The sequence below is a fragment of the Mesorhizobium sp. M7D.F.Ca.US.005.01.1.1 genome, assembly GCF_003952545.1.
In the GTDB taxonomy this organism is placed as follows: Bacteria; Pseudomonadota; Alphaproteobacteria; order Rhizobiales; family Rhizobiaceae; genus Mesorhizobium; species Mesorhizobium loti.
Genome location: NZ_CP034453.1, coordinates 3371336 through 3396512, shown reverse-complemented (window position 1 = coordinate 3396512; position 25177 = coordinate 3371336). Strand labels below are relative to the sequence as shown.

Sequence of the window (25177 nt, the reverse complement as noted above, 5' to 3'; positions counted from 1 at the left end):
GAGCCAGAACGGCTTACGCCGTTCGGCAGACCACAACGGCTTACGCCATTGGGCAGACCACAACGGCTAGCGCCGTTAGGTAGAGAAGGCTTATGAACCGTCCATCCTTGCTCCTCGCCGTGTGTCTTGCCGTCAGTGCGGCCGTCTCGGCACTGCCTGCGTTCAGCGCCGAGTCGCCGTTCGAGCCGGGGCTGATGCGATTGGCGGAGGTTCTGGGGTCGCTGCATTTCCTGCGAAATTTGTGCGGCGAGAAGGGCGACCAGTGGCGTGCCGAGATGGAGAAGCTGCTTGATTCGGAAAATCCGGACGCCGAGCGGCGCGCCCGCTTCATCGCCAGCTTCAATCGTGGCTACCGCTCGTTCGGCGGCACCTATACGCGGTGCACCCCCTCGGCGGCGGAAGCCATCAGCCGCTATATGAAAGAAGGCGAGACGCTGTCCCGCGACATCGCCTCGCGTTACGGCAACTAATGCATATCGCCCAAAACAGCGGATTTTGGGACAACGACACGCATAAAACAAAAGCCTGGAACGCGTTGACCGAATCCGTTTCAACGCGATCCGTTTAGGCAGGCAGGCCTGCTCATCAACAACTATCAGGACCATTGCTGGCGACGGCTGAGATATCCGGCTTGTGCGAGGCGATATCTTGGTGCAATCCTCATGTTGCACTTCTGCAACAGTATTAACGAAACCTTACCGCGAGAAAGCGGAATTAACTCAAACTGAAGGTTTTCGCCCCGCAGGCCGCCCCAATCGGCTAAGTTTGACTCGAGCTGAACGCAGCTTCGCACAAGGCAATCGGGCTTTGTAAAAGACGATCAAAAAAATGTCGTATTTACAAATACTTAATTGTCCCTACGTGTGAAATGAACAGATCAGGCCTGATCCACATCGACGGATCGCTGCTTGAAAGGGTGGACATTCGCTTATGGAACATGGTGTCAACGACATCGACGCGCTGGTCAGAGAAGAAAAACGCCTGACCGCCGTGGAAAGCCACAGCGAGGCCTGGGCGGAAGGTCTCTCCGCCGGCATAGAGCCCGAGATCATTGCCGAAGCAGCGCTCGAAACCGCCTTCGGCGAGATGTTGCGTGCCAATGGCGAGACCTCGGCCCTTGCCCTGCTCGACCGTATGCGTGAAAAGGTGATTGCTGGCGCCTTCGAACCCGAACGGCTGCGGCACTGAACCGACGTCCGGTTCTTTGACGGCAAAATGCCGCTCGGGCGTCATGCCCGGAAGCAGGGAGAAACGGGCAGTGAGTTTTTCGATGTCAGGCAAGCCGCGTGGCTTGGTCCTCTGCATCTCCTTCGCCGCTTGCTGTGCCGCGATTCCCCTGGTTGTGTGTCTCGCGAGCAGCCCCGCCTATGCGCTGAGCGAGATCAAGCGCGAAGAGCTCCCGCCAACAGTCACGCCGCCGGCGGACGACGACATGTCGCCCCCGGGAAGCACCGTGCCAATGCCCAACCCGGTCGGAACGCCGCCGCCGACCATTGAACCGGCTGCTCCCAATGAAGCCGAGCCGGACAGTCCGGCGGATGGCGGCGTGACCAGACCGCGCGTCGATCCGGAGACGCCGGTACCCGAGGTTGTCTATGATCTCGGCAAGCTGCCGGAACCGGTGCGGCGCATGCACGATCTGATCGTCGAAGCCTGCAAGGGCGGCGACATCGAGCCCTTGATCGGCAAGGGCGACAGCGCCACGCAGATATCGCTGACCGACATAGACGGCGACGCCATCGCCTTCCTCAAGGGGCTCTCCGGCGACCCGGACGGCCAGGAGATCCTGGCTATCCTGGAGGAGGTGCTCGATGCCGGCTACGTCCACCTCGATGCCGGCACGCCACAAGAACTCTATGTGTGGCCGTATTTCTTCGCCCTGCCGCTGGACAAGCTGGACGCCAAGCAGCGGGTCGAATTGTTCAAGATCGTCACCGCTGGCGACTTCGACGACATGAAGCAATTCGGCGCCTATATCTTCTACCGTGTCGGCATCACGCCCACTGGGCAGTGGACATTCTTCGTCGCCGGCGACTGAGCCCCTTAGGGAATCTAGAGGACAAGGGCCTCGGCAAACTCCACCGCCCTACCCTGGCCTGGCGTGGCGATCTCGCCTTCCCACATGACGCGGCAGCCGCGAATGACGGTGCCGACCGGCCAGCCGGTCACGTCTCTCCCGTCATAAGGCGTCCAGCCGGCTTTCGAGCCGGCCTGCGCATTGGTGATGGTCTGGCGCCGCTTCATATCGACGATGGTGAAGTCGGCGTCGTAGCCGGCGGCGATGCGGCCCTTTCTCGCCATGCCGAAGATGCGTTGCGGGCCGTGGCTGGACAGGTCGACAAAGCGCTGCAAGGTCAGCCGGCCGGCATTGACGTGGTCGAGCATGATCGGCACCAACGTCTGCACGCCGGTCATCCCCGACGGCGAGGCCGGATAGGGTTTTGCCTTCTCGGCCAGCGTGTGCGGCGCGTGGTCGGAGCCGAGCACGTCGACGATGCCTTGCGCAATGCCGTGCCAGACGCCGTCGCGGTGGCGCTTGTCCCGAACAGGTGGGTTCATCTGGATCAGCGTGCCAAGCCGTGCATAGTCGTCGGCGCTCAGCGTCAAATGATGCGGCGTCGCCTCGCAGGTCGCGACATCCTTGTGCTGTTCGAGGAACAAAATCTCCTCGGCGGTCGAGATGTGCAGGACATGGATGCGGGCGCGAACTTGCTGAGCGATGCGTATAAGCCGTTCGGTGCAGCGCAAGGCGGCGATCTCGTCGCGCCATACCGGATGCGATGAAGGATCGCCCTCGATGCGTTCGCCAAGACGCTCGCGCAGCCGGAATTCGTCTTCCGAATGAAAGGCGGCGCGGCGGCGCGTGTTTCGGAGGATCGATGCCACGCCCTCGTCATCCTCGACCAGCAGATCGCCAGTGGACGAGCCCATGAAAACCTTGATCCCGGCCGCGCCCGGCAACCGCTCAAGCTCGCCGACATCCCCGGCGTTTTCGCGGGTGCCCCCGACCCAGAAGGCAAAATCGCAATGCATGCGATCAGTGCCGCGCCGAACCTTGTCGGCAAGCGCTGCCTCGCTGGTGGTCAAAGGATTGGTGTTGGGCATCTCGAACACGGCGGTGACGCCGCCAAGCACGGCCGCGCGCGAGCCCGTTTCCAGGTCTTCCTTGTGCTCCAGTCCCGGCTCGCGAAAATGCACCTGGCTATCGATGACACCTGGCAGGATATGCAGGCCGCGGCAGTCGATCGTCTCGCCGGCCGAGGCCTGGCGGAGATCGCCGATGGCAGCGATGCGCCCGTCCTTCACGCCGATGTCGCGAGCCCCTTCGCCGTCATGGTTGACCACTGTGCCGCCTGTCAGGATGAGGTCGTAGATCATGGCCATGCTCTCTTGCGGGGGGAGTGCCAGCGGCTTACGTAAAGGCCGACCGTTTTGCAAGATCAGGTTGCTTTTCCGCCCATGCCCTTTGCCCAGCTCAAAGACCGCGCCCTCATTTCCGTGTCAGGCCCGGATGCCGAGCATTTTCTGCAGAACATCCTGACCACCGATCTCGACATCCTGGCACCCGGCGAAGCCAAACCCGGTGCGCTGCTGACGCCGCAAGGCAAGATCCTGTTCGATCTCCTGATCTCGCGCGACGGTGAGAATGCATTCCGGCTGGAATGCCGGGCCGACATAGCGGACGATTTCGTACGCCGGCTGACGCTCTACAAACTGCGCGCCAAGGTCGAGATTGCCAAGGCAGATCAGGCGTTTGTCACCGTCGCCTGGGGACATGAATCAACACTCTCACAATCCGATTCAACGACGGCCGCCGACACGCGCTTTCCGAAGGGCGCCGTCACGCGTTCCTATGGCGAAACAGATGAGCGCAGCGATCTTGCCGCGTGGCAAGCCTTCCGCATTGCCGGCGGCATTGCCGAAAGCGGCAGCGACTACCAACTCGGAGACGCCTTCCCCCATGATGTGCTGCTGGACGAAACCGGCGGCGTCGGCTTCAAGAAGGGCTGCTATGTCGGCCAGGAGGTCGTCTCGCGCATGCAGCATCGCGGCACGGCCAGACGACGCGTGCTGATTGTCTCGGCCGATAGGCCCCTGCCCGCACCGGGCACCGAGCTAACCGTCGCAGGACGGCCGGTTGGCACGCTCGGCTCGACCGTCGGCACGACCGGTCTGGCGATTGCCCGCATTGACCGGATCAAGGCGGCGCTCGACGCCGGCCAGCCGATCATGGCCGCGGACGCCACCGTTTCACTTGCCATCCCGGCCTGGGCAAAATTCGCCTTCCCGCAGGAAGCTGTCAGCGCGGAGGAGGCCTGATGGCCGCCGACCGCGTCGGCGCGCCGGCACGCGCCTGGCAGCGCATGCTGTCGGGCCGCCGGCTCGACCTGCTCGACCCCTCGCCGCTCGATATCGAGATTTCGGATATTGCGCACGGGCTCGCTCGCGTAGCCCGCTGGAACGGCCAGACCAGCGGCGAGCATGCCTTTTCGGTTGCCCAGCACTCGCTGCTGGTCGAGGCGCTATTCTGTGACCTGGTGCCTGAGGCTTCGGCCGACGCCCGGCTGGCGGCGTTGCTGCACGATGCCCCCGAATATGTCATCGGCGACATGATCTCGCCGTTCAAATCGGTGATGGGCGGCAGCTACAAGGACTGTGAGTTGCGGTTGCAGCGCGCCATCCATCTGCGCTTCTCGCTGCCGCCGGAACCAACGGCTGCGCTGCGCAAGGAGATCAAGCGCGCCGACCAGATCGCCGCCTATTTCGAAGCAACGCTGCTTGCCGGTTTTTCGGCCGCCGAAGCTACCGAGTTCTTCGGCCGTCCGCGCGGCTTCAATGCCGACCGCTTCGATTTCACGCCACGCTCGGTGACCTGGGCGCAAAATGCGTTCCTGAAGCGGTTTTCCGCGATCGAGACGTCGCGGCACCAGGTTTCGGCACCCGCAATCGGCTAAAAACGCTAAATTAACCGGAACGGGTAACAGTGCGGTGTTCGATCACGACCCGCAGGCGCCTCATGCCCGTCGCTGATGCCAAGGATGGTTCGGCCGTCCCGGAACGGGAGGCCAAAGGCATGGATCGCTCGCGCCATATGGAAGATGAACTGCGCGAACAGAATGAACGCTTTTCGGCCGCAGTCGAGAACATGTCGCATGGGCTGTGCATGTTCGATGCCGAAGAGCGGATGATCATCTGCAACGGCAACTACATCAATATCTTCTGTCTCGACGCCAAGGTGATACGCCCCGGCATCCGGTTCCTCGACATTCTGCGGCACAGCGTCGACATTGGCGTCGCCTCGCAAAGCGCCGATGAACTCTACGCCATCCGCAAGCCCTATATCGACCAGGCGAAACCCTCGACCTACGAGGAGATGCTGTCGGATGGCCGCATCATCAACATCTCGCATCGCCCATTGGCTCTGGGCGGCTGGGTCTCGATCTACGAGGACATCACCGAACAGCGCCGTGCCCAACAGGATCTCAAGGAGCAGCACCGTCGCTTCGACGCAGCACTTGCCAACATGTCGCAAGGCTTGCTGATGTACGACGCCGACGGCAAGATGATCGTGCGCAACGGGCGTTTTCTGGAACTCTACAACGCCACCGCGGCGGACTTCCCGCTTGGAACGACGCACCGCGACGCGCTCGAACGATTGCTGGAACTCGGCATCTATACGAAGATCGACGTCGACAGCGAAGTCGCCAAGACCGAAGCCTGCCTGGTGGCGAAAAAAATGCATTCCGCGTATCGACATCTTACCGACGGCAGGACGGTTCTGGTCACCCGCCAGCCGATGAGCGGCGGCGGTTGGGTGGCGACCTTCGACGATGTCACCGAGCGCCGCCGTACCGAAGAGCGCATGACCCATCTTGCGCATCACGATATGCTGACCGGACTGCCCAACCGCTCGATGTTTCGCGAACGGCTCGACCTTGCGCTGGAGGACACGGCGGCCACGCCGTTGGCGATTTTCTCGCTCGATCTCGATCGCTTCAAGGTGGTCAACGACACCTGGGGACATCCGGCCGGCGACTGGCTGTTGAAGGGCGTGGCCGAGCGGCTGCAGCGTTGCCTGCGCGGTGAAACGGACGTCGTCGCTCGCTTCGGCGGCGACGAATTCGTCATCATCCAGTTCAATTTCAAGGGCATTGCCGATGCCGAAAAACTGGCGAAGCGTATCATCGAGGCGATCGCAAAACCGTTTCGAGACAAGAGCCGCGACATACATGTCGGCATCAGCCTGGGCATCGCCGTTTTCCCCGACGATGGCGGCGACGCCGATACGCTGCTGAAAAACGCCGATACGGCGCTCTATCGGGCGAAGAGCGAAGGGCGCAACCTGTATCGCTTCTTCGAACCCGGAATGGACGCCATGGTACAGGCACGGCGCGCACTCGAGATCGACCTCGAGACAGCGCTGCCGCGCCAGGAATTTGATCTGGATTTCCAGCCCATCATGAACATCGCCTCCGGCGAGATCGTCGGCGCCGAAGCCTTGATGCGCTGGCATTCCCCGACGCGCGGCACCGTGGCGCCGGACAACTTCATTCCGGTCGCCGAAGAAACCGGAATGATCGTGCCGCTTGGCGAGTGGGCGCTGAGGAAGGCTTGCACGGCGGCGGCAAGCTGGCCTGCTGGCCTGCGCATCGCGGTCAATGTCTCAGCCGTGCAGCTCAAAAGCGGCAGCTTTGCCCGCAACGTCATCTCGGCTCTGGCCTTTTCCGGCGTACCCGCCGGCCGGCTGGAACTGGAAATCACCGAAACCGTGCTGATGGACGAGAGTGAAGCCGTGCTGAGGACACTGCGACAGTTGCGCGGGCTCGGCATTCGCATCGCACTGGACGATTTCGGCACCGGCTATTCCTCGCTCGGTTATCTCAGGCGTTTTCCCGTCGACAAGATCAAGATCGACCGTTCTTTCATCCACGACTTGGGCAATCGCGACACCGCGGCGATCGTTCGCACCGTCATCGGGCTGGGTGCCGAACTCGGCATCACTGTCACCGCCGAGGGTGTCGAGACCGAGGCGCAGCTCGACATCCTGCGCGGCAATGGCTGTACCGAGGCGCAGGGCTATCTGATCGGCGTGCCGTCAAATGCGGCCGATATTCAGCGTCTGTTGAAATCCCGAGCGTTGCACAGCCAGACCGGCTGAGGTCGGCCATCATCAACGCAGCGTGTCGATATATTTGCCGTGGAAGCTGACATAGCCCGGCTCGACCACCTTCAAATGCCGCTCGATCAGCGCATGAAACTGTGGAAGTTGATGAAACGGCACGCCGGGATAGGCGTGATGCTCGGCATGGAACGGCATGTTCCACGCTAGCTTGCGGACCAGCCAGTTGGTCAGCGTGGTCCTGGTGTTCTCCAGCATGTTGGCGACAAACGGACAACGGCCGTGCTCGGCCAGCAAGTAGAGCCGCAGAAACGGCTGGCCGAGCAAGGCCGGCAGGATCCAGACATAGAGAAGCACAGTGAGCCGGAAATAGACGGCCAGCAGAATGACCACGGCATAAAAGGCAATCATGGCGCGCGCCTCTATGCGCACCTTGTCGTGGCCTTTGGGCGGAACGTAGCTTTCCCCGCCGCGGTCCATCGCATTCGCATAAAGCGTCTTGAGGTGCCCCCACCACAACGGGATACCAGAGACATGGACGAGATATTGCCGCCATGTCTCCGGTTTGGGGAAGGCCAGTTCAGGGTCGTTCTCCGGGTCTTGCGTGTATCGATGATGGGCGAAGTGGAAGTAGCGAAACCAGTCCGCCGGCAGCGCGATCGCCAGGCTGCACACCCGTGCCACGGCATCGTTCAGCCATTGCGTTTCGAAAGCCGTACGATGAACCGTCTCGTGCAGCAGCGTGAACAGGAACACGATGAGGATACCTTGCGGCAGCATCAGCAGCGGCCAGAACGGCACCTTGGCGGCGATCAGCGATCCGATAATCACGATCGCCCCCCAATGAACGGCAAGCTGAACGAGGCTCGCGACGTCCGACTTGGCGGTCAGGCGGTTGCGCTCTTCCTGCGTCAACGATGAAATTACGTCACGATGATCCACGGGTTTCGATCCTGGCTGGGATTGATGAAACCTACTGTAGCCAATGAAAAAACTTTCCAAAAACGACGATTTCTGCAATTTTGATAAGCTGATCTTATCTATCCGGTGATCATGGTCACACTTCCATCTCTCAAAGGACTTCAGGCCTTCGAGGCCGCGGCGCGTGCAGGCAGCTTTGCCGCAGCGGCAGAAGAGCTTTCGGTGTCGGCCGCCGCCGTCAGCCAGCTCATCCGCGCCGTCGAGGAGCAGATGGGCCGCAAGCTGTTCCACCGCGTCAACCGGCGCGTCGTCCTCACCGAGGCCGGCGTCGAGATGCTGCCCAGGCTGACCATGGCCTTCCAGGAGATCGGCAGCGTCTCGCGCGAACTGGGTGGCGATGCATTCCGCCCGCGCCTGGTCGTATCGGTACCGCCATCCATGGCCATGGGTTGGCTTTCGCAGCGTCTCGCCGGTTTTGTCACAAGCCATGGCGCCGTCGACATATCGCTCAGAGGTGACGACGACCCGGTGCCGTTCGACCGTGAGTTGATCGACATCAGGCTCACTTATGGCCCGCATTACCGCGAGCACCCGACCGAGGATATCGTCCAGGACGCAGTCTATCCCGTGTGTGCGCCCGGGCTGGCGGACACGGTCAAACCCGAAGGCCTCGCCAGCCTGCCGCTCATCCATACCGGCTGGGGACCGACTGGTGCGTCCTTTCCGTCCTGGCACAACTGGTTCGAGGCTGCCGGCATCGAGGCCGGCCGGGCAGCGCAGCGCGGCCTCTCGGCCAACTCATCGCGCGCAGCACTCGACCTTGCCATTTCGGGATTGGGCGTGGCGCTGGCGCAAGGGATCTACTGTGCCGCGGCGCTGGAAGACGGCCGGCTTGTCAGGCCCCTCGCCCCGGCGCTGGAGCTGCGCCAGCCCTATTGCCTGACGATCCCGGAGCGCAGCGCGAGGCGCGATGTCGTGGCGGCATTTCGCCAGTGGCTGATCGACGAATGCCGGCGCGTAGTCGGCTCGCCGGCACTGCGTTGACCTGACAGGCGGCTATGGTCAGAGGTGGCCGCTCAATGCCTCTGCCATGTCCTTGCTCGTCGCCACGGGAACGATCTCGAATTCCACCAGATCCGCCCATTCGATGACCCAGCGCTGCAGCAGCGTGACGTCATCGGCCTCCACCAGCAGGAAACAGCGGCTCATGTCCGCCGCGATCCAGCTGTGGTGCACGAGAAGCTCGTCCGGCTTCAGGCGGCCCCGGTCGCGAAAGCGGCGGTAGATCTCCTTGCGATCGCAGCCGGTAAAATCCTCGATCACGATGAACAGCATCTTTTCCCCCGATCAAATTACCGCCCGGGCCGGTCCAGCCGCTCCAGGAACCATTGCGTCAGCCGCACCCAGACCTCGTCCTTCTCGCCGGAATCCTCCCAGCCATGGTCGAGGTTGGGATTGTCATTCACCTCGATGACGAAGACGCCGTCCTTGGTCTCCTTGAGGTCGACGCCATAGAGCCCGTCACCGATGCAGCGCGCCGCCTTCACTGCCGTCTCGACGACATGCGCCGGCGTTTCCTTCAGCGTGAAGGTCTTGATGCCGCCCTGGTCGGGCTTGCCGTTGGCCTTGTGGTTGACGATCTGCCAGTGCTTCTTGGCCATCAGATAGTGCACGGCAAACAGCGGCTGGCCGCCGAGCACGCCGACGCGCCAGTCATATTCGGTCGGAATGAATTTCTGCGCGATCAGAAGGTCGGAATCCTCCAGCCATTCGGTGGCGAGCGTCTTCAGTTCCTCGAAGTTGGCGCATTTCTTGACGCCGCGCGAGAACGACGAATCCGGAATCTTCAGCACCAGCGGAAAGCCCAGCGTCTGCGCCGCCAGTTCGAGATCCGAGGTGCCGGCGATCATCACCGTCGGCGGCACCGGGACCTTGTTGTAGGCCATCAGCTCGTTGAGATAGACCTTGTTGGTGCAGCGGATCATCGATAGCGGGTCGTCGATGACTGGCATGCCTTCTTGCTGGGCGCGGCGGGCGAAACGATAGGTGTGATTGGAGATCGAGGTCGTCTCGCGGATGAACAGCGCGTCGTAATTGGCGAGCTTGGCCAGGTCCCGCTTGGTGATCGGCTCGATTTCGACGCCCATCTTCTCGGCGATCTTGGCCCAGTAGCGCAGCGACGAGATCTCCGAGGGCGGCAATTCCTCATGCGGGTCGACCAGCGTGGCGAAGGTGTAGCGCGCCGGCGTGCGGCCCTTGGTGTCGCGCCATTCCCGGTTGGTGTAGGTCTCCAGGCACTGGATAAAGCTTTTTTCCTCGTCCTCGGTCATGCGCGCCAACGGATGGAAACCGATCTTGCGGATCGAGGCCCATTCGGCGCTGTCCTTGATGTGGACTTCGAGCGCCGGTGCGCGGAACCAGTCGAACAACAGCTTGGCGAAACGGTCCCAGATTTTCGACGGCCCGATGCCGAAGAAGATGCAGACCTTTTGCGGAAAGGTGCCGCCGAGGTCCTTGCGGCATTTGTTGAGCGCCAGTTCCAGTTCCGGCAGCGCGTGCTCATAGAGCTTGCGCTCCGACAGGTCGATCATCGTTTCGACGGTCGGGATCACCTTGTGGCCGCGCGAGCTTGCCAGCAGCGAGGCATAGTAGCCGCGGCTCTGGTAGGCGTAATTGTTCGACAGGTTGATGACCTTCGGCCGCTGGCCGCGAAACAGCGACGGGTGCGCGAGATAGTCGCGATTGGTGATGATCTTGTGTGGTGTCGCCACCTGGTCGAGATCGCTCTGCCTGCCTGTAAGAATAACCCAGGTCATTGTTATCAGCGCTTTCCCAGAGTGATGGCGGCACGCAGTCCGTCGCGGCCGAACTGCGCCATGTTCATGAAGATGCCGTAAGGCACTGGAATGTTGGCGGCATCAAGGATGGTCTCCTGCCTTTCGTCCTCGACCCAGGGGTCGTGGATCAGGATATGGTCGCCGTCATCGCCGATCGCCAGCACCCAGTGCGGCACCTTTTTGCCGAACATCAGGAAGCCGCTGATCAGCACCAGCACCAGTTTTCCCTCCGCGATCGAAGCCCTGATATCATCGATGGTGAACGGACGGTAATTCACCGGGATGCCGTAAAGTTCCGCGCGCCGGCGAAAGTCAACCTGAGCGAGTTCCATCACCCGACGCTTGTCCTCGCTACGCACCGATTGCAGAAACAGCGCGCCGTAGAAGGACACGTAGATCTCCGCCGCAAGCCCGCTCTCGTACCCCGAGACAGCGAGGCCGAACGGTTCGCATCCGCCAGGACCCGACATCATGAAGACGGTCGTCGCTTCACGCCACAGCCGGATTTCCATGACCGGATCCGGCACGAAGCCACGGTCGAAATTGGCCATCGCCATCATCAGGCAGCACGGGCCGCAGGTGAATTCGCAGGTCTGCTGGTAGAACGGCACCTTGGTGGCAATCGGAATGTCGCCGCGCAAGGTCCTTTCGTAGCGAAGTGCTGTCCCGCCATCCTCATAATAGCCGGGTTCACGGCCGATCTTGCGATAGCCGGCCTGTTCGTAGATGCGGATCGCGCGGCTGTTGTCCTCGCGCACCTCCAGACGCAGCATCATGCGGCCGTGCTCGAAGGCGGCGTCTTCGGCGGATCCGAGCAGCATGCGGCCAACACCCAGCCCACCGAAGAACGGACCGGTCGCAATCGAGTAGAGGCGCGCCACGCCGCTGCCCTTGCGAAACAGCACGATCGCATAGCCGGCCACGCGGCCATCGACTTCGGCGACCAGCGTCTCGGCGGTTTCACGCTCGATGAACAGGCGGAAGGAACGGCGGGAAATACGGTCGCTCGAGAAAACAGCTTTCTCGATGGCGGCGAGATCATCGACGTCAGACGCGCGGGCCGTGCGGATCTCGGCAGGCATGCGGCTTGAGAAAACCTCGATTTGGTGGTGGGAAATGCCCTACTGAAAAACGTTCAGGACATCAGCCGAAATACTGATGGCCACAAAGCGCTATCGCACCTTGAATAGGGCCGAATTGTGACAGATTCGGCAGCAGCCCGGCGATGCAAAACGCTTTGAACAGGATCGCTATTTACAGACTGGCGCCACCACCAAAAGCGGCGCCTTTCAACTGGCCAGGCCTGCCAGAAGCTGGCCATAGGCGCTCTTTGCCACGACGGCCAGTTGCTCGCGCGGCAGCGAGCCGACGACGGCGCAGCCATAGCCCTTGTCCAGCCAGTAGACGGCCTCGGGTCCGTCCTGCGCGGCGATGTAGGTGCCCTTGGCATTTTCCGCCGATTCCGCCGTGACGAACAGGGATATACGCTCGCCCTTGTCGTCCTCGTAGAGCAGCATCGCGGCCTTGTTCTCGCCCGCCGGAAGCAACCGACCGCCGACCAACTGGAAACCGTTCGCGGTCAGATCCGGCGCCACCAGCTTCAGCCCTATCCGGTTGGACAGCCAGGTCTGCAGATGATCCTTGTCGCTGGCCGGCACTTCGACGGCATGCCGCTTTTCGGCGGCATAGATGACATGGGCCGCGATTGCCTGCTCGGCCAGCCGATCTTCCGCGGGATCCTCCTGCCCCATGCCGTCGACGCCGGCAAGGTAGCCACCAAGCCCGCCGGCGACCAGAAGTACGGCAGCGGCTGCGGCAAGCCACCAGCGCGAGCTTGGCACAGCCGCCTTGACCGGCGCCTCGCCGAGCACGACCTTGCGCAGCCGCGCCGGGACGGCTTCGTCCAGCACGCCGGCGAAGGCCGCCCGCAAGGCCGTCCGGTCGGCGGTGAAGCGGGCGCTCTTGGCTTTCATCTCGGGATTGGCGTCGAGCCAGGCATCGTAAGCGGCGCGCTCGTCGCTGGGCAACTCGCCATCGAGCGCCATGTGGATGTCACGTTCGGAAAAGTCGCGGCGGATCATTTCTCGACGATCCTTATCGCGCGGCGACGCGCCGTGTCGTCCAGCAACCCGCGCAATTCCTCACGCCCGCGCGCAATGCGCGACATCAGCGTGCCGGCAGGCACGCCCAGAATGTTGGCTGCTTCGGCATAGGAAAAACCTTCGATGGCAACCATGACAAGGGCTGCGCGACGGTCGGGGCTGATCGCCTGCAATGCGTCGATGATCTCGCGCGAGGCGATGCTCTCCACCTGCTCGGCCGGCTGGGCAACAGCCTCGCCCGCTTCCAGCGGCAACATCGCTGCCTCGCCGCGACGGTTCACCTTGCGCATCTGGTCGATGAACAAATGATGCATGATCGTAAACAGCCACCTCCGGGGGCTTTCTCCTGTCTGCCAGTTGTCGAGCCGCACAAGCGCCCGCTCGAGGCAATCCTGGACGAGATCGTCGGCAGCGTCGCGGTCGCGCAAAAGCGAGCGTGCGTAGCGGCGCAGGCGCGGTATTTCGCCAAGGATTGCTGCCTTCTTTTCGTCCATGACCGCTGGTTCTGTGGTCGCCCTTGTTGATCCCGATTGAACGCGCCTTCCGGGCGCGGCGCAAGCGGCCAGCGCGAAGCGGTCCGCCGCTCCGGTCACCCAAGCAATGAGATAACGAGCTCATTGACCGATTTATTCCCGACCAGACTAAAATCGTATTGTTCTTGCTTGCCTTTATCCGTTTTCCTTCGCCGCCCGTGTCAGCAGCCGCTGATAAAACAGGCCGATGCCGATCAAAACCGCGCCAAGGCCGATGAAGGATAGTGCCCGTAGCACGCCTTCAAGCTCCGACATGTCGAAGATGAAGACTTTCAGCACGGCGATCGCGATCAGCGCGGCCGAGGCAACGCGCAGCACCTGCGATTTCAACCAAACGCCGGCTGTGAGCAACGCCACGCCGATGACCAGCCAGAGCGCCGAGTAAGTGTAGGTCTCCAGTTGGCCAAGCCCGCTCCACAGGCCGATGAATTCGCCCTTGAACAGGCGCCTCACCGACAGCGTGGCATAGGCGAAGGCAAGCACTGCGGCCACCAGAGCCAGCATCTGCGCATACCATTTCGGCCGCTTGTCCCTCGCATAGAGCGCCAACCCACCGGCGGCGACCGCCGGCAGGAGATAACCAAGGAACAACAGGTTGAACACCGGGATCTGGCCGGTCGATTCGTCTGACAACAACGGGTTCAGCACCACGAAGTGCCGGATGACGACGAAGGCGACGGAGACCACGCCGGCGGCCATCGAACCGTAGCGCAGCACCGAGCTTGGCGAGCGCATGTCGATGGCGACGAGGATGGCGCCGGCGCCGATGGCGATCAGCGTGTAGATCGACTGTTCAGCGAGCGTCATGGCGCCCGTGTCGATGACGCCGCCATGCATGGCATGGCGCACCAGCATGGCGAGCGTGAGCAGCGCAAACAGCGCCGCCGCGGCTTCCATGGCGAGGCGTGGCCGGCCATTGGTGGTGCGGGCGAGCTGCCAGGCGACAAAGCCGAAGGACAGCGCCGGCAGGCCGTAGCCCGGCAGCAGCCAGTTGAACACCGGTGTCGTCAACAGGAACTCGGCGCCGACAATAGTCGGGTCGAAGGCGACGCGGCCAAGCACCGCGATTACCGCGCCGACCGAAATCCAGCCGAGCACCGGATAGGAGCGCCAGCGCGTGGCCAGCGCCGGCACGATGGCCGCCGCACCGAGCAGGATGGTGGTCCAGCCGGAATCGAAAGCCATATGCATCAGCAGCAGGCCGGCGATCGCCGCGCCGCCCAGAGCAAACGACACCGCGATACCGCCCTTGAGCGGTGGCTCTTCGGCCCGTGCTATCCACTCGCCGCCGGCAGCGAAAACGACTACCAGCAGTGCCGCGACGGCGGCGTAGACAAGGTCACGGTCGAGATTGCCGAAGGTGAACCAGAGTGCCAGCAGGATGACCAGCGGCACGATGACGCCCCACGCCGCCCATGAGGCCGCGCGGATTTGCGTCCCGGCGGCGAACCTGCGCGCGGCCCAGAAGCCGGCGCCGATGAAGACCAGGCCAAGTGCGATGCCGATGCGCAATGTCAGCGCATTGGACGTGGCCAAGGGCAGTCCATCGACGCCCAGGGCACCGCCCGAAAAATCGGAAGCGATCGAGGTTGGCGGGATGATGCCGAGATAGATCAGCACCGTAACCAGTCCGGCCGCATAGAGGAGCGGCAGCGCCAGCGGGCGATAGAGCGCGACGGCCACCAGCGCGGCAATCACCACGGCGCCCGGCAAGGCATAGCCGGCGGCGGCAAAGGCCGGGTCGACCGACAGGCCCAGCGCCGAAAATGCGACGAACAGGCCAGGCACGATGGACGGCCAGTCGAAAGCCCCGGCTGGCCCGGCTTCATCGCCACGGCGAGCGAGCCAGACAAGGGTGAGCACGGCCAGCGTGACGGCGTCGATGAACAGGATGGCAGAGAGGTTCGCTCCCGGTGCATCGGTCATGTAAAGGATGGTCCAGACACCGGTGCCGAAAAAGGCCGCCGCCATCAGCGACTTCCAGTCGCGCATGCGGGCGATAACGCCGGTGGCGGCGAGCACGATCGCGAGGTAGCCGAACAGCGCCCAGGGATTGGGCGCCTGCGAGGCGATCAGCACCGGGGTCACCATGGCGCCGACGAGGCCGATGCCGGCCAGCGCCTGGCCATGGACAAGGGCTGTCGCGATCGTCGCCACGCCGATGGCGCCGAGCAGCGTGAAGGCGAGCGCCGGGCCAATGAAGCCGTAAATGCCATGCGCGGCATAGACGGTGCCGAACAGGATGAAGGCACCGGCGGCAGTCAGGATCGCTGGAATATAGGCGCCGGCAACGCCTTGCACCGGCACTTTGAAGCCGGTGCGGCGGATGAACTCGCCGCCGGCGACCAGCACAAGGCCGAGCACGCCGGCCATGGTCAGCCGCACGCCGGGGCCGAAAATGCCGGCCTCGATGGTGTAGCGGATCAGGAACAGGCCGCCCAGCGCTAGCGCGATGCCGCCAACCCAGACAGCCCAGCGGGTGCCGAGCGCGGTTTCGACATCGGACTGGCGAGCGGCTTTCGCCGCGGCAGCCGGCGCTGCAGGTTCCGCTGCTTTCGGCGCCGCCTCGCTTGGCGCCCATGGCCCGGACACGACCTCACCGATTGGCGCTTCCACTTCCATAGCTGGCGCCTGTGCGGCGACCGGCTCGCTCATCGCCGGCGAGGAAATGTCGGCCGCTGCCGCAACGGCTGGAATCACATCGGCGGGCGCGACCTGTTCGGACGGCTTGGCCAAGGGCGGCACGGCACCCGAAAGCACCAGGCTGCGCAGTGCGCCAAGCTCGCGCTCGATCAGGCCGATGCGGCTTTGCTGGCGCGAAATGATGACGAACAAGGCGATGATGGCGACAAGGCCGATCAGGCTTTCAAACATGGCGGTTCCCCCAAACCAGGCCAGTTTTCACTGACGTTCAGTCTCACTGACACTCAAATGCGGTGGCCAAACGGCCACAAAACTCAACGCGCTGCCAGATTGGCGGCCGGAAAGATCGAGCATGTTTCGGTGCCGAAAGCCAGCAACTTGCCGCCGGCATCCTTCAACGTCGCCTCCGACACCGCCAGCGTGCGGCCTTTGTGAACAACCTTGCCCTCGCAGACCACCTCGCCCGTCTTCGGCGTGATCGGCCGCGTCAAATTCACCTTGAACTCAGCCGTCGTGTAGGCCTCGCCCTTCTCGAGCAGCGTCTGCACGGCGCAGGCCAGTGCCGAATCGAGCAGCGTCGCCGCCCAGCCGCCATGCACACTGCCCAGCGGGTTGAGGTGGCGCTCGTTGGGCACACCACGGAACACGGCATGGCCTTCCGACACTTCGGTCAGCGAGAAGCTGAGCTGGAAGGAGATCGGCGGCGCCGGATACTTGCCGTCGACGATGCGCTGCAGCAGCTCAAGACCGGTGTATTCCAGGATGTCGGCATGCGGAATGGTGCCGAGGCCGAGCGGCGAGACCCGGCCGGGATAAAGTTCGACTTCGCTCATGTGATGATTTCTCTGGCCGCGTCCTCGCCGGCAATGGCCTTGCCGCGCGCGTGGTGCTTGCGCAAGGCGGCAAGGAAGCCGGCGCGAGCGTCGGGCGGCTCGATGCCGCGCGGCTCATAGACGTGGCGGGTGAAGAAGAAGCCGGTCAGCCGGAAGGCGTCGTCGACCGCTGCCGCATCGGCGCGCAGGCCGGAGCCGCGCTGCAGGAAGGCCGGCAGAGCCAGCATCTTGTCGCGCCATGGCAAGCCTGCTTCGCGCGATACCGCGCGACCCGATTTTGGCGAGACATAGGCAAGATCCTGCCGCGTGCCGGTCGCGGCGCATTGGCTGAGATCGAGGCCAAAGCCGAGTTCGTCCAGCACCAGAAGCTCGAAGCGCGCGACCAGTTCGCCGGCGGCGTCGGCATCGTCGAGATGGACGATCATCACGGCAAGCGTTTCGTAGAGACCTTCATGGGCGTCGCGCTCGGGCAACAGGCGCAGATGCGCGGCCATGGTCTGCAATCCGTAGACGGCGACGGCGCTGTCCATCAGCCGGGCCGCGTTCATCTCGATCGCCTCGGCCTGGAACGTGCCGAGATGTTCGTCAAGGCGCGCCCGCCATAACAGGTCGACACGATTGCCGGGTTGGAGAACGGGCTGCTGCTTGCGCGAACGGCCGCCACGAACAAGGCCGAGATGACGGCCATGCGCGCGCGTCATCACCTCGAGAATGGCGCTGGTTTCGCCATGCTTGCGGGTGCCGAGAATGATTCCCTCGTCGCGCCATTCCATCCCCAGAGCTTTTCACCGGTTGGATGGCGAAATCAAGGTATGGGTTGGTGCCCGGCAGATCGGCACCTCGTATCAGCATGCAAAAAGCCGCCCGCAGCGATGTGCTGCGGGCGGTCTGGTAAGGTCAGTCGATCCGTTAGAAATTGCGCTGGAAACGGACGATGCCGCCGACGCTGCTCTTCTTATCGGCCTTGGTCCAGTTGTTGAAGTCGACGTCGTCGAATTTTCCTGCATTGAGGTAATCGACTTCAGCCGTGATCGTGTAGCCGGGCACAATGGTGTAGGCCACGTTTGCAGCGACGCCGAGGTTCTTCCAGTCGTCATAGGAGACCTGGGCGTTGAACGAGGTCTTGTCGTTGAACTTGTAGGTGCCGCCGCCCCAGATCGCCCAGTTTCCGCCCCACGGCTTGTATTGGGTACGGCCTGTGCCGAAGTCGTTGATGTTGTCGTTGGTGCCGTAGCCGCCCATGACGAACAGCGACAGTTCCTTGGTGACGGTGACGTCCAAACGAACCTTGCCGGACACTTCCTCGTAGTTGCTGTCATAGGCGACAACGCCGGTGATCGCACCCCAGTCGGCCTTGTACTTCAAGCCGCCGACGACATGCGGGACGTAGCTGTCGATCGTGTTGACGCCAGTGCCTTCTTCGAGCGAGACCACGCCCGTGAAGCCGCTGCCAGCGTCGAAGTAGTAGCTGATGAGATTGGTATCCTTGACACCATACGGGATGAGCGTGTCCTGGATGACATTGCCGGCATAACCGATGAACTGGTCGTATACCGTTTCATCCTTACCGACGCGCAGGCCACCGAGCTGGATCCAGGCGAAGTTGAGGGTAGTGGCCTTGTTGCCGGCCTGCCAGCCAGTGCCGTCACCTGAATAGTCGCCTGAGGAGTTACCGAACTGAAAGCGGGTCTCGGTAAAGGTCTTCAACGTGCCGAGCTCGGTTTCCTGGCCGGTATAAGTCCTCAGCGTGAAGCGCATGTTCTTGTAGTAGGTGTCGTGCCTATCGCCGTCCATGTGATCGGCAACGTTATTGGCGCCATCCAGCGAGCCGGAATCGCCGACGCCCATGTCGTAGCGGAGGTAGCCGCCGATGCGCAGGCAGGTCTCGGTGCCCGGGATGTAGAAGTAACCGGCGCCGTAGACGTCGCAGATCTTGACGTATTCGGCCGGTTCCGGTTCGGCAACGACGACAGCGTCAGCCGCGCGTGCGCCGCTGACCGCGATCAGTGCCGCGGCTGAGCCGAGAAGGAGGCTCTTGATGTTCATTTTCTGACCTCTCCAGTCAAAGTTTTAAATGGCTTCGGATTTGTGGCAGGCGGCAATGTTTTCCCGCCTCACCCCCACAACGAAAAAGGCTCGCACCGCTCCCCCTTTTCGAGGGCGAACATACCCATCGATCTTCCGCCTTCAATGACGATTTTCGAAATAACGCCGATTCCGTGAACAGATTAATGCTGTGTTGCACAAATAACACTTATCCAATGCGCTATGGCACAATCGGCACAACGTCATATATTCAATATATATTGAGATTATTTCCTGGCTAACTATATTTTTCGGCACGCAATTCTTCTGTGATACCGCCAGGAATACGAAATATATGCCCCTTTTTCTGTGAAAACTGCCCGATTGTTTTCCGCCCGCCGATCATCAGATGACGCCAATCCGGCAAATGGTGCTCTGCTGTGACGAACCGCCGGGCGACACCGGCTAGGCAGCTTGGCTTCTTGCCGAAGCGATCGAAACTCAGCGAGGCGCTGTCGCGTTTCTGATTGTGACAGCCGCCAACTGTTGAAGACGATTCCTCAGCAAGACGCCGGTGGTGGCGAAAAGCCGGCTTAAGTCACCCGCTGCGCGTGATCGGCAAGCACTTCATCGATTACATGCCGGGATTTTTCAACCTCGACCGGGTTGACGTCTATCTGTTCGGCGACCGTGATCAGCGCCTTCCACAGCGTCCAGCCACGACCGCGCGCCCACATCGCCTCATTGGCCGGAAGGTCGGCACGAAACGCCTCCCGGCTTTTGCCTTCAAACAATGTCCAGGCAATCGCCAGATCGCAGGCGGGATCGCCGACGCCGGAGGTTCCGAAGTCGATAACCGCGCTCAACCGGCCTTGCCCGACCAACAAATTTCCCCAACTGACGTCACCGTGGAACCAGACCGGCGCGCCGTGCCATGGCGCAGCAAGTGCTGCCTCCCACACCGCGCTGGCTGCGTCCGTATCGATCTTGCCGTCGAGGGCAGCAATCGCGTGCCGGGCTTCGCCATCGTAGACGCTGAGTGATCCACCGCGAAAGAAGTTGTGTTGTCCCGGCGCAGGTCCGCCGGTGGCATCGATCCGCTGCAAGGCGACCAGGAACGCGGCCAGGTCGGTCGCAAATTGCGACAGGCCGGCAATACGCTCCCGCCTTGCCGTCTCGCCTTCGATCCAGCGGTAGACGGACCAAGGCCAGGGATAGGTTCCAGCCGGCACCCCCATCGCCAGTGGCACGGGGATAGGCAGCGGCAGCAGCGGCGCCAGCCTTGGCAGCCAGCGATGCTCCTTTTCCACTTGCAGGGAATAGGCTGCCGCGCTCGGCAACCGCACGGTCATCTCGTCGCCGAGATGAAAAGTCCTGTTGTCCCAGCCGCCAAATTCAACCGGCCTGACCGCAAGATTCTTCCAGCGGGGAAACTGCGCGGCGATCAGCCGGCTGACAAGCGCCGTGTCGATGCTCGGCTTGCTGTCCATAGGCCTTAGCGCGGGAACTCAAGCCCCATTTCGCGGTAGCGCTCGGGGTCGTCGCCCCAGTTCTCGCGCACCTTCACGAACAGGAACAGGTGCACCTTCTGTTCGAGGATGCCTGCTATCTCCATGCGCGCCGCCTGGCCGATGGCGCGGATGGTCTCGCCCTTGTGGCCGAGCACGATCTTCTTCTGGCTATCGCGTTCGACATAGATGGTCTGGTCGATGCGCACCGAGCCATCCGGCTTCTCTTCCCATTTCTCGGTCTCGATATGGGAAGAATAGGGCAGTTCCTGATGAAGCCTGAGATAAAGCTTCTCGCGGGTGATCTCGGCGGCGAGCTGGCGCATCGGCAGGTCCGAGATCTGGTCTTCCGGGTAGTACCAGGGGCCGGCCGGCAGGGCTTCAGCCAAATAATCGAGAACGTCCTTGCAGCCGGAGCCGGTCAGTGCCGAAACCATGAAGGTGCGCTTGAACGGCACCCTTTCGTTTGCTGCCGCCGACAAAGCCAGCAGCGCCTCGTGCTTGACCCGGTCGACCTTGTTGAGGATCAGCACCATCGGCTGGCGCACATCCTTCAGCCGTTCGAGGATGGCGTCGGCATCGCCCCTGATGCCGCGCTCGGCGTCGATCAGAAGCAGCACGATATCGGCGTCCTTGGCGCCGCCCCAGGCGGTGGTCACCATCGCCGTGTCCAGCCGCCGCTTCGGCTTGAAGATGCCCGGCGTGTCGACGAAAACGATCTGCGCATTGTCATGCGTGGCGATGCCGCGCACGATGGCGCGCGTCGTCTGCACCTTGTGGGTGACGATCGATACCTTGGCGCCGACCAGTTGGTTGACCAGCGTCGACTTGCCCGCATTGGGCGCGCCGATCAGCGCGACGAAGCCGGAATGCGTGGGGGCAGCTTCCGTTGCCGGCTCTTCGGTGGCGGTCATGCCGCGCTCCCTTCATTAGGGCGCCGCGCGCCCTCCGATTTTTGGGTCGATGTATCGACCCAAACGCCTTCGCGCAAAAGAAATGCCGAAGCCGCCGCTTCTTCCGCGGCCCTGCGGGAGCCGCCAGTGCCGCTTATCGGCGCAAAGCCGCGGACCTGCAAGGACACCGTGAAGACTGGCTGGTGGTCCGGGCCTTCGCGCTTTTCGATCACATATTCGGGGCGCGCATCGCTGGTCTTGGCAATCCATTCCTGCAAATCGGATTTCGGATTGAGCGGCTTTGCCACGACCGTGCGCGAGCGCGGCTCCCAGTAACGCAGGACAAACCGCCGCGCGGCGTCGATGCCACCGTCAACGTAAACCGCCGCGATCAGAGCTTCGACCGCATCCGCCAGATAGTTTCCGCCCGAGCCACGCGACCGCATCTTCAAGGCAGCGTCGGCCCGGACCAGATCCTCCAACTGCATTTCAATGCCGATCTCGGAGCATGTCCGCGCATCGACCAATGCATTGAAGCGTGGCGCGATTTCACCCTCCGGCGCGTCGGGAAACTTTTCGAAAAGCATATCGGCGACGATAAGCCCAAGCACGCGGTCGCCAAGGAATTCGAGACGCTGATTGTTGCTGGCCGCCTTGACCGCACTGGAATGCGTCAATGCGGTCTCAAGCAACCGGATGTCCTGGAAGACATGACCGGTCTTGGCCTTCACCAAACCGGCCAGTGTTTCGCCTGTCGGGCGCTTCAAAGCCATCAATTGACGAAGTGGAACAGGCGCGAAGCGCGCATCAGCGACGGCCATTTCCAGATTTCGAGCGGGCTCGCCTTGCCGGCGATCGAGAAGAAGACAAGGTTGGCGCGGCCAACCAGATTTTCCTCGGGAACGTAGCCGACGGTGAAACGGCTGTCGGCGGAATTGTCCCTGTTGTCGCCCATCATGAAATAATGGCCAGGCGGCACGTCGAATTCGCGCGTGTTGTCGCCGATCGAGTTCGAATTCAAGTCAAGCGTGTCGTAGCTGACGCCGTTGGGCAGGGTTTCGCGATAGACGTCAATCGGGCGCGATTCCTCGGTGATGTCGGGATTGTCGATCTGGCCGGTTTTCACGCGCGGCACGCCGACGCCATTGATGAACAGCTGGCCGTCCTTGACCTGGATCTTGTCGCCCGGCAGGCCGACAACGCGCTTGATGTAGTCGACAGACGGATCAGGCGGGAACTTGAACACCGCCACGTCGCCGCGCTTGGGCTCGGAGCCCCAGATGCGGCCTGAAAAGATGTCAGGGCCGAAAGGCAGCGAGTAGCGCGAATAGCCGTAGGACCATTTGGTGACGAACAGATAGTCGCCTTCCAGAAGCGTCGGCCGCATTGATCCCGACGGGATCGAAAAAGGCTGGAACAGCAGCGTACGGATGACCAGGGCGAGCAAAAGCGCCTGGACGATGACGCTGACGGTCTCGCCAAGCCCGCCGGATTTCTTCTCGGATTTTTCAGCCACGCTCATGTCGTCCTCGATTGTGCGTTGGATGGTATAGAGTCTCGGCGCGCGCTGGGCAACGTCATGCCGGTCGTCAGATGCAATCAATGTGGCGCTTCTTCGACGGGCAACGCCTCGATGATCACAAAGGCTTGAGCGAGCGGGAAATCATCCGTGATGGTGAGGTGGATTGTCGCCCGGTGGCCCTTTGGCAGGATTTTGCCCAGCCGGGTCTGCGCCCCTCCAGTCAGCGCCATGGTCGGCGCGCCACTGGGGAGGTTGACGACACCCATGTCACGCCAGAACACGCCCTGTGCCAGACCGGTGCCCAACGCCTTGGCGCAGGCCTCCTTGGCGGCGAAACGCTTGGCATAGGAGGCCGCACGCGCCCGGCGCCCTTCGGAGCGGGCCTGCTCGAGGTCGGTGTAGATTCTCTGGATAAAACGCTGGCCGTGACGCTCCAGCGACTTTTCGATGCGTCTGATATCGATCAGGTCGCTGCCGATGCCGATGATCATCGTGCGGTGGAACCGATGCTTGGGCTGGGATGGGACGATTGCGCATGACGGAGCGCACGCTCGGCCAGGCGCTTGCGCCGCTGCTCGCGGAAGGCATTCATACCCCAGCGTGTGATGGCGTAGAACAGCAGCCCGAAGACCAGCCCGAGCGGCACCGCGCCGATCAGCATCGGCTCAAGGATGGGCTTCCACAATTGCGCAAAAGAGAGGTTATGCAGCATCTCGCCCAGATGCGCCGGCGGGCCGTGCGCCGGCAGCCGATCATGCAAGATGAGCTTGCCTGTTTCCCAGGAGGCACCCCACAGCAACGGGAAGGTCAGCGGGTTGCCGAAGAACACCGCGCCGAGGGCAGCCGCCACCAAATTGCCGGCGATCACCCAGCACAGAACGAAGGCAATGACGAAATGGAAACCGACGGGAAAGAAGGAGGCGAAGACGCCGGCCGCTACACCGGCCGCTACCGCGTGCGGTGTGGCCTTCAGCCGCAGGATGCGCTTTGAGAAATACTGCAGCGAACGCGAAAACGAGCGGCGCGGCCAAAGATAGGTACGCACCCGCTCGAAAAGACCGTCAGGTTTGCGACGTCGAAAAAGCACTCTGTTCCCGTTCCTGGTTCACCCAACGCCACCACCCCAGCCATTCCAGACCGGGGTACGACAGCCATATCTTGCGCTTTACGGTCGCCGAAAGGCAACAACGACTTTGATATAGCGACGAGCCGGCAGAAGAACAACCAACGTGCCGGCGGCGCTGCGGTCGCTTGCGGCATTCCGCGATCGGGCGTTGGGCTGCCCGACCATAGTACAATCACGGCGAATTTGAGGAAGGTCACCTAATCCCGCAGATTGTGAATGTTCTACGGCTGCCTGAACCGGTCGAGAGGAATTTCCGCAGTCGCCGTGATCTCGATCAGCAAGTCAGGGTGATAGAGGCGCACCACCTGCACGGTGGTGGTGACAGGAAACGGTTCGGCGAAAAACTGCTTGCGAATGTCCCCCGCGGCCATGAACTGCTCGATGTCCGTGGTATACTGGGTCAAAGAGATGATGTCGGCCATGGCGCCGCCCACGGATACGAGAACCGCTTGAATGTTCTCCAGTGTCTTGCGGACCTGAGCCCGCATGTCGTTCTTGCCAACGATCTGCCCCTCTCCGTCGAGAGAAACCTGTCCCTTGAGATGAACGATCTGACCTGACCCCTGGATTTTCAGCATCGAAAATGCACCGAAAGGCTGCCAGATTCCGGGCGGATTGAAGCTTGTCGCCATACGAGATCAGACCTTTCAGGTCTTGTCGGGTTCGTATTCGCTGACCTCGACGAGGTTGCCGTCGGGGTCACGGAAATAGATCGACAACATCGGACCGCGGGCACCGGTCCGCTCGACCGGCCCGACTTCCACCGCCACATCGTTGGCCGCGAGACGGGCACAGACCTCGTTCAGCGGCCGGTCTGTGATCAGGCAGAAATCACCCGATCCCAGCGTTGGCGCCTTCGCCTTCGGTTCGAAGGTCCGGCCGATCTCATGCACGTTGATCTTCTGATTGCCGAAAGCCAGCGCCGTCGGCCGGCCTGGCGTATCGATGCGTTCAAGCCCCAGCACTCGCTGATAAAAGGCGCAGGTCACTTCCAGCGAAGCGACCGTCAGCACGAAATGATCGATGCCGGCGATCATAAACGATTTGTTCTCATGCATATCGTTGCCCCAAAACCGCTGCGCACTTTTGGACGACATGCAATTTGTTTTCATGC

The 25177-nt window shown here is 62.3% G+C and carries 26 protein-coding genes; 7 read left to right on the top strand and 19 right to left on the bottom strand.

What is annotated here, in order from left to right; translation table 11 throughout:
* Positions 1-92 precede the first annotated feature (92 nt).
* From EJ076_RS16140 to EJ076_RS16130, 3 genes are all read left to right on the top strand, one after another.
* A complete protein-coding gene (locus EJ076_RS16140; protein WP_126068557.1) occupies positions 93-470 on the top strand; it encodes a TIGR02301 family protein in 378 nt (125 codons plus the stop codon).
* A gap of 460 nt (positions 471-930) precedes the next feature.
* Complete coding sequence (locus EJ076_RS16135) at positions 931-1188, top strand: hypothetical protein (protein WP_008874920.1); 258 nt, start codon at positions 931-933, stop codon at positions 1186-1188.
* 70 nt (positions 1189-1258) lie between these two features.
* Positions 1259-2038, top strand: coding sequence for a hypothetical protein (locus EJ076_RS16130; protein ID WP_164548658.1), 780 nt, complete (start codon positions 1259-1261; stop codon positions 2036-2038).
* A gap of 14 nt (positions 2039-2052) precedes the next feature.
* On the opposite strand, the gene EJ076_RS16125 is transcribed toward EJ076_RS16130, so the two are convergent.
* Complete coding sequence (locus EJ076_RS16125; protein ID WP_245463055.1) at positions 2053-3384, bottom strand: dihydroorotase; 1332 nt, start codon at positions 3382-3384, stop codon at positions 2053-2055.
* A 75-nt stretch (positions 3385-3459) separates the two neighbouring features.
* On the opposite strand from EJ076_RS16125, the gene EJ076_RS16120 reads away from it, so the two are divergent.
* The 3 genes from EJ076_RS16120 (at position 3460) to EJ076_RS16110 (ending at position 7159) form a co-directional block, all read left to right on the top strand.
* Complete coding sequence (locus tag EJ076_RS16120; protein ID WP_126068555.1) at positions 3460-4320, top strand: folate-binding protein YgfZ; 861 nt, start codon at positions 3460-3462, stop codon at positions 4318-4320.
* Positions 4320-4955 carry an HD family hydrolase gene (locus EJ076_RS16115; protein WP_126068554.1) on the top strand — a complete coding sequence of 212 codons (636 nt, stop codon included), beginning with the start codon at positions 4320-4322 and terminating at the stop codon, positions 4953-4955. Before EJ076_RS16120 ends, EJ076_RS16115 begins: the two co-directional genes overlap by 1 nt.
* A gap of 62 nt (positions 4956-5017) precedes the next feature.
* The gene (locus EJ076_RS16110; protein WP_126068553.1) at positions 5018-7159 is read left to right on the top strand and encodes an EAL domain-containing protein; all 2142 of its coding nucleotides are present in this window, start codon (positions 5018-5020) and stop codon (positions 7157-7159) included.
* A gap of 12 nt (positions 7160-7171) precedes the next feature.
* Here EJ076_RS16110 and EJ076_RS16105 read toward each other — a convergent pair whose 3' ends face one another.
* Entirely contained in the window at positions 7172-8062 is an 891-nt protein-coding gene (locus EJ076_RS16105) for a fatty acid desaturase family protein (RefSeq protein WP_126071070.1), read from the bottom strand.
* A gap of 111 nt (positions 8063-8173) precedes the next feature.
* On the opposite strand from EJ076_RS16105, the gene EJ076_RS16100 reads away from it, so the two are divergent.
* Positions 8174-9085, top strand: a complete 912-nt coding sequence (locus tag EJ076_RS16100; protein WP_126068552.1) for a LysR substrate-binding domain-containing protein — start codon at positions 8174-8176, stop codon at positions 9083-9085.
* A gap of 18 nt (positions 9086-9103) precedes the next feature.
* Here the strand turns inward: EJ076_RS16100 and EJ076_RS16095 are convergent, their stop codons facing one another.
* The 17 genes from EJ076_RS16095 to EJ076_RS16015 form a co-directional block, all read right to left on the bottom strand.
* A complete protein-coding gene (locus tag EJ076_RS16095) occupies positions 9104-9376 on the bottom strand; it encodes a DUF3303 family protein (RefSeq protein WP_126068551.1) in 273 nt (90 codons plus the stop codon).
* A gap of 17 nt (positions 9377-9393) precedes the next feature.
* Complete coding sequence (locus tag EJ076_RS16090) at positions 9394-10857, bottom strand: RimK family protein (protein WP_126068550.1); 1464 nt, start codon at positions 10855-10857, stop codon at positions 9394-9396.
* A gap of 5 nt (positions 10858-10862) precedes the next feature.
* Positions 10863-11960, bottom strand: coding sequence for a peptidase C39 family protein (locus EJ076_RS16085; RefSeq protein WP_126068549.1), 1098 nt, complete (start codon positions 11958-11960; stop codon positions 10863-10865).
* A 207-nt stretch (positions 11961-12167) separates the two neighbouring features.
* Complete coding sequence (locus EJ076_RS16080) at positions 12168-12959, bottom strand: anti-sigma factor (RefSeq protein WP_109662703.1); 792 nt, start codon at positions 12957-12959, stop codon at positions 12168-12170.
* Positions 12956-13474 carry an RNA polymerase sigma factor gene (locus EJ076_RS16075; protein WP_013532577.1) on the bottom strand — a complete coding sequence of 173 codons (519 nt, stop codon included), beginning with the start codon at positions 13472-13474 and terminating at the stop codon, positions 12956-12958. Before EJ076_RS16075 ends, EJ076_RS16080 begins: the two co-directional genes overlap by 4 nt.
* A gap of 174 nt (positions 13475-13648) precedes the next feature.
* Positions 13649-16387, bottom strand: a complete 2739-nt coding sequence (locus tag EJ076_RS16070) for a DUF2339 domain-containing protein (protein WP_126068548.1) — start codon at positions 16385-16387, stop codon at positions 13649-13651.
* Between the two features lie 83 nt (positions 16388-16470).
* Complete coding sequence (locus tag EJ076_RS16065) at positions 16471-16989, bottom strand: PaaI family thioesterase (protein WP_126068547.1); 519 nt, start codon at positions 16987-16989, stop codon at positions 16471-16473.
* The gene (gene recO / locus EJ076_RS16060) at positions 16986-17762 is read right to left on the bottom strand and encodes a DNA repair protein RecO (RefSeq protein WP_109662695.1); all 777 of its coding nucleotides are present in this window, start codon (positions 17760-17762) and stop codon (positions 16986-16988) included. The genes EJ076_RS16065 and recO overlap by 4 nt, the downstream gene beginning before the upstream one ends.
* Positions 17763-17898: 136 nt before the next feature.
* Complete coding sequence (locus tag EJ076_RS16055; protein WP_126068546.1) at positions 17899-19035, bottom strand: porin; 1137 nt, start codon at positions 19033-19035, stop codon at positions 17899-17901.
* 572 nt (positions 19036-19607) lie between these two features.
* Positions 19608-20504: an aminoglycoside phosphotransferase family protein gene (locus EJ076_RS16050; protein WP_126068545.1), complete on the bottom strand. Its 897-nt coding sequence runs from the start codon at positions 20502-20504 to the stop codon at positions 19608-19610.
* Positions 20505-20509: 5 nt separating this feature from the next.
* A complete protein-coding gene (gene era, locus EJ076_RS16045; protein WP_126068544.1) occupies positions 20510-21436 on the bottom strand; it encodes a GTPase Era in 927 nt (308 codons plus the stop codon).
* Positions 21433-22188, bottom strand: a complete 756-nt coding sequence (gene rnc, locus EJ076_RS16040; protein ID WP_126068543.1) for a ribonuclease III — start codon at positions 22186-22188, stop codon at positions 21433-21435. The genes era and rnc overlap by 4 nt, the downstream gene beginning before the upstream one ends.
* Positions 22188-22937 carry a signal peptidase I gene (gene lepB / locus EJ076_RS16035; RefSeq protein WP_109663347.1) on the bottom strand — a complete coding sequence of 250 codons (750 nt, stop codon included), beginning with the start codon at positions 22935-22937 and terminating at the stop codon, positions 22188-22190. The genes rnc and lepB overlap by 1 nt, the downstream gene beginning before the upstream one ends.
* Before the next feature lie 77 nt (positions 22938-23014).
* Positions 23015-23428: a holo-ACP synthase gene (gene acpS / locus EJ076_RS16030; protein ID WP_126068542.1), complete on the bottom strand. Its 414-nt coding sequence runs from the start codon at positions 23426-23428 to the stop codon at positions 23015-23017.
* Positions 23425-24024: a DUF2062 domain-containing protein gene (locus tag EJ076_RS16025; protein WP_126068541.1), complete on the bottom strand. Its 600-nt coding sequence runs from the start codon at positions 24022-24024 to the stop codon at positions 23425-23427. Before EJ076_RS16025 ends, acpS begins: the two co-directional genes overlap by 4 nt.
* A gap of 260 nt (positions 24025-24284) precedes the next feature.
* Positions 24285-24695 carry a RidA family protein gene (locus tag EJ076_RS16020; protein ID WP_126068540.1) on the bottom strand — a complete coding sequence of 137 codons (411 nt, stop codon included), beginning with the start codon at positions 24693-24695 and terminating at the stop codon, positions 24285-24287.
* Between the two features lie 15 nt (positions 24696-24710).
* A complete protein-coding gene (locus EJ076_RS16015; RefSeq protein WP_126068539.1) occupies positions 24711-25121 on the bottom strand; it encodes a VOC family protein in 411 nt (136 codons plus the stop codon).
* Between the last annotated feature and the right edge of the window lie 56 nt (positions 25122-25177).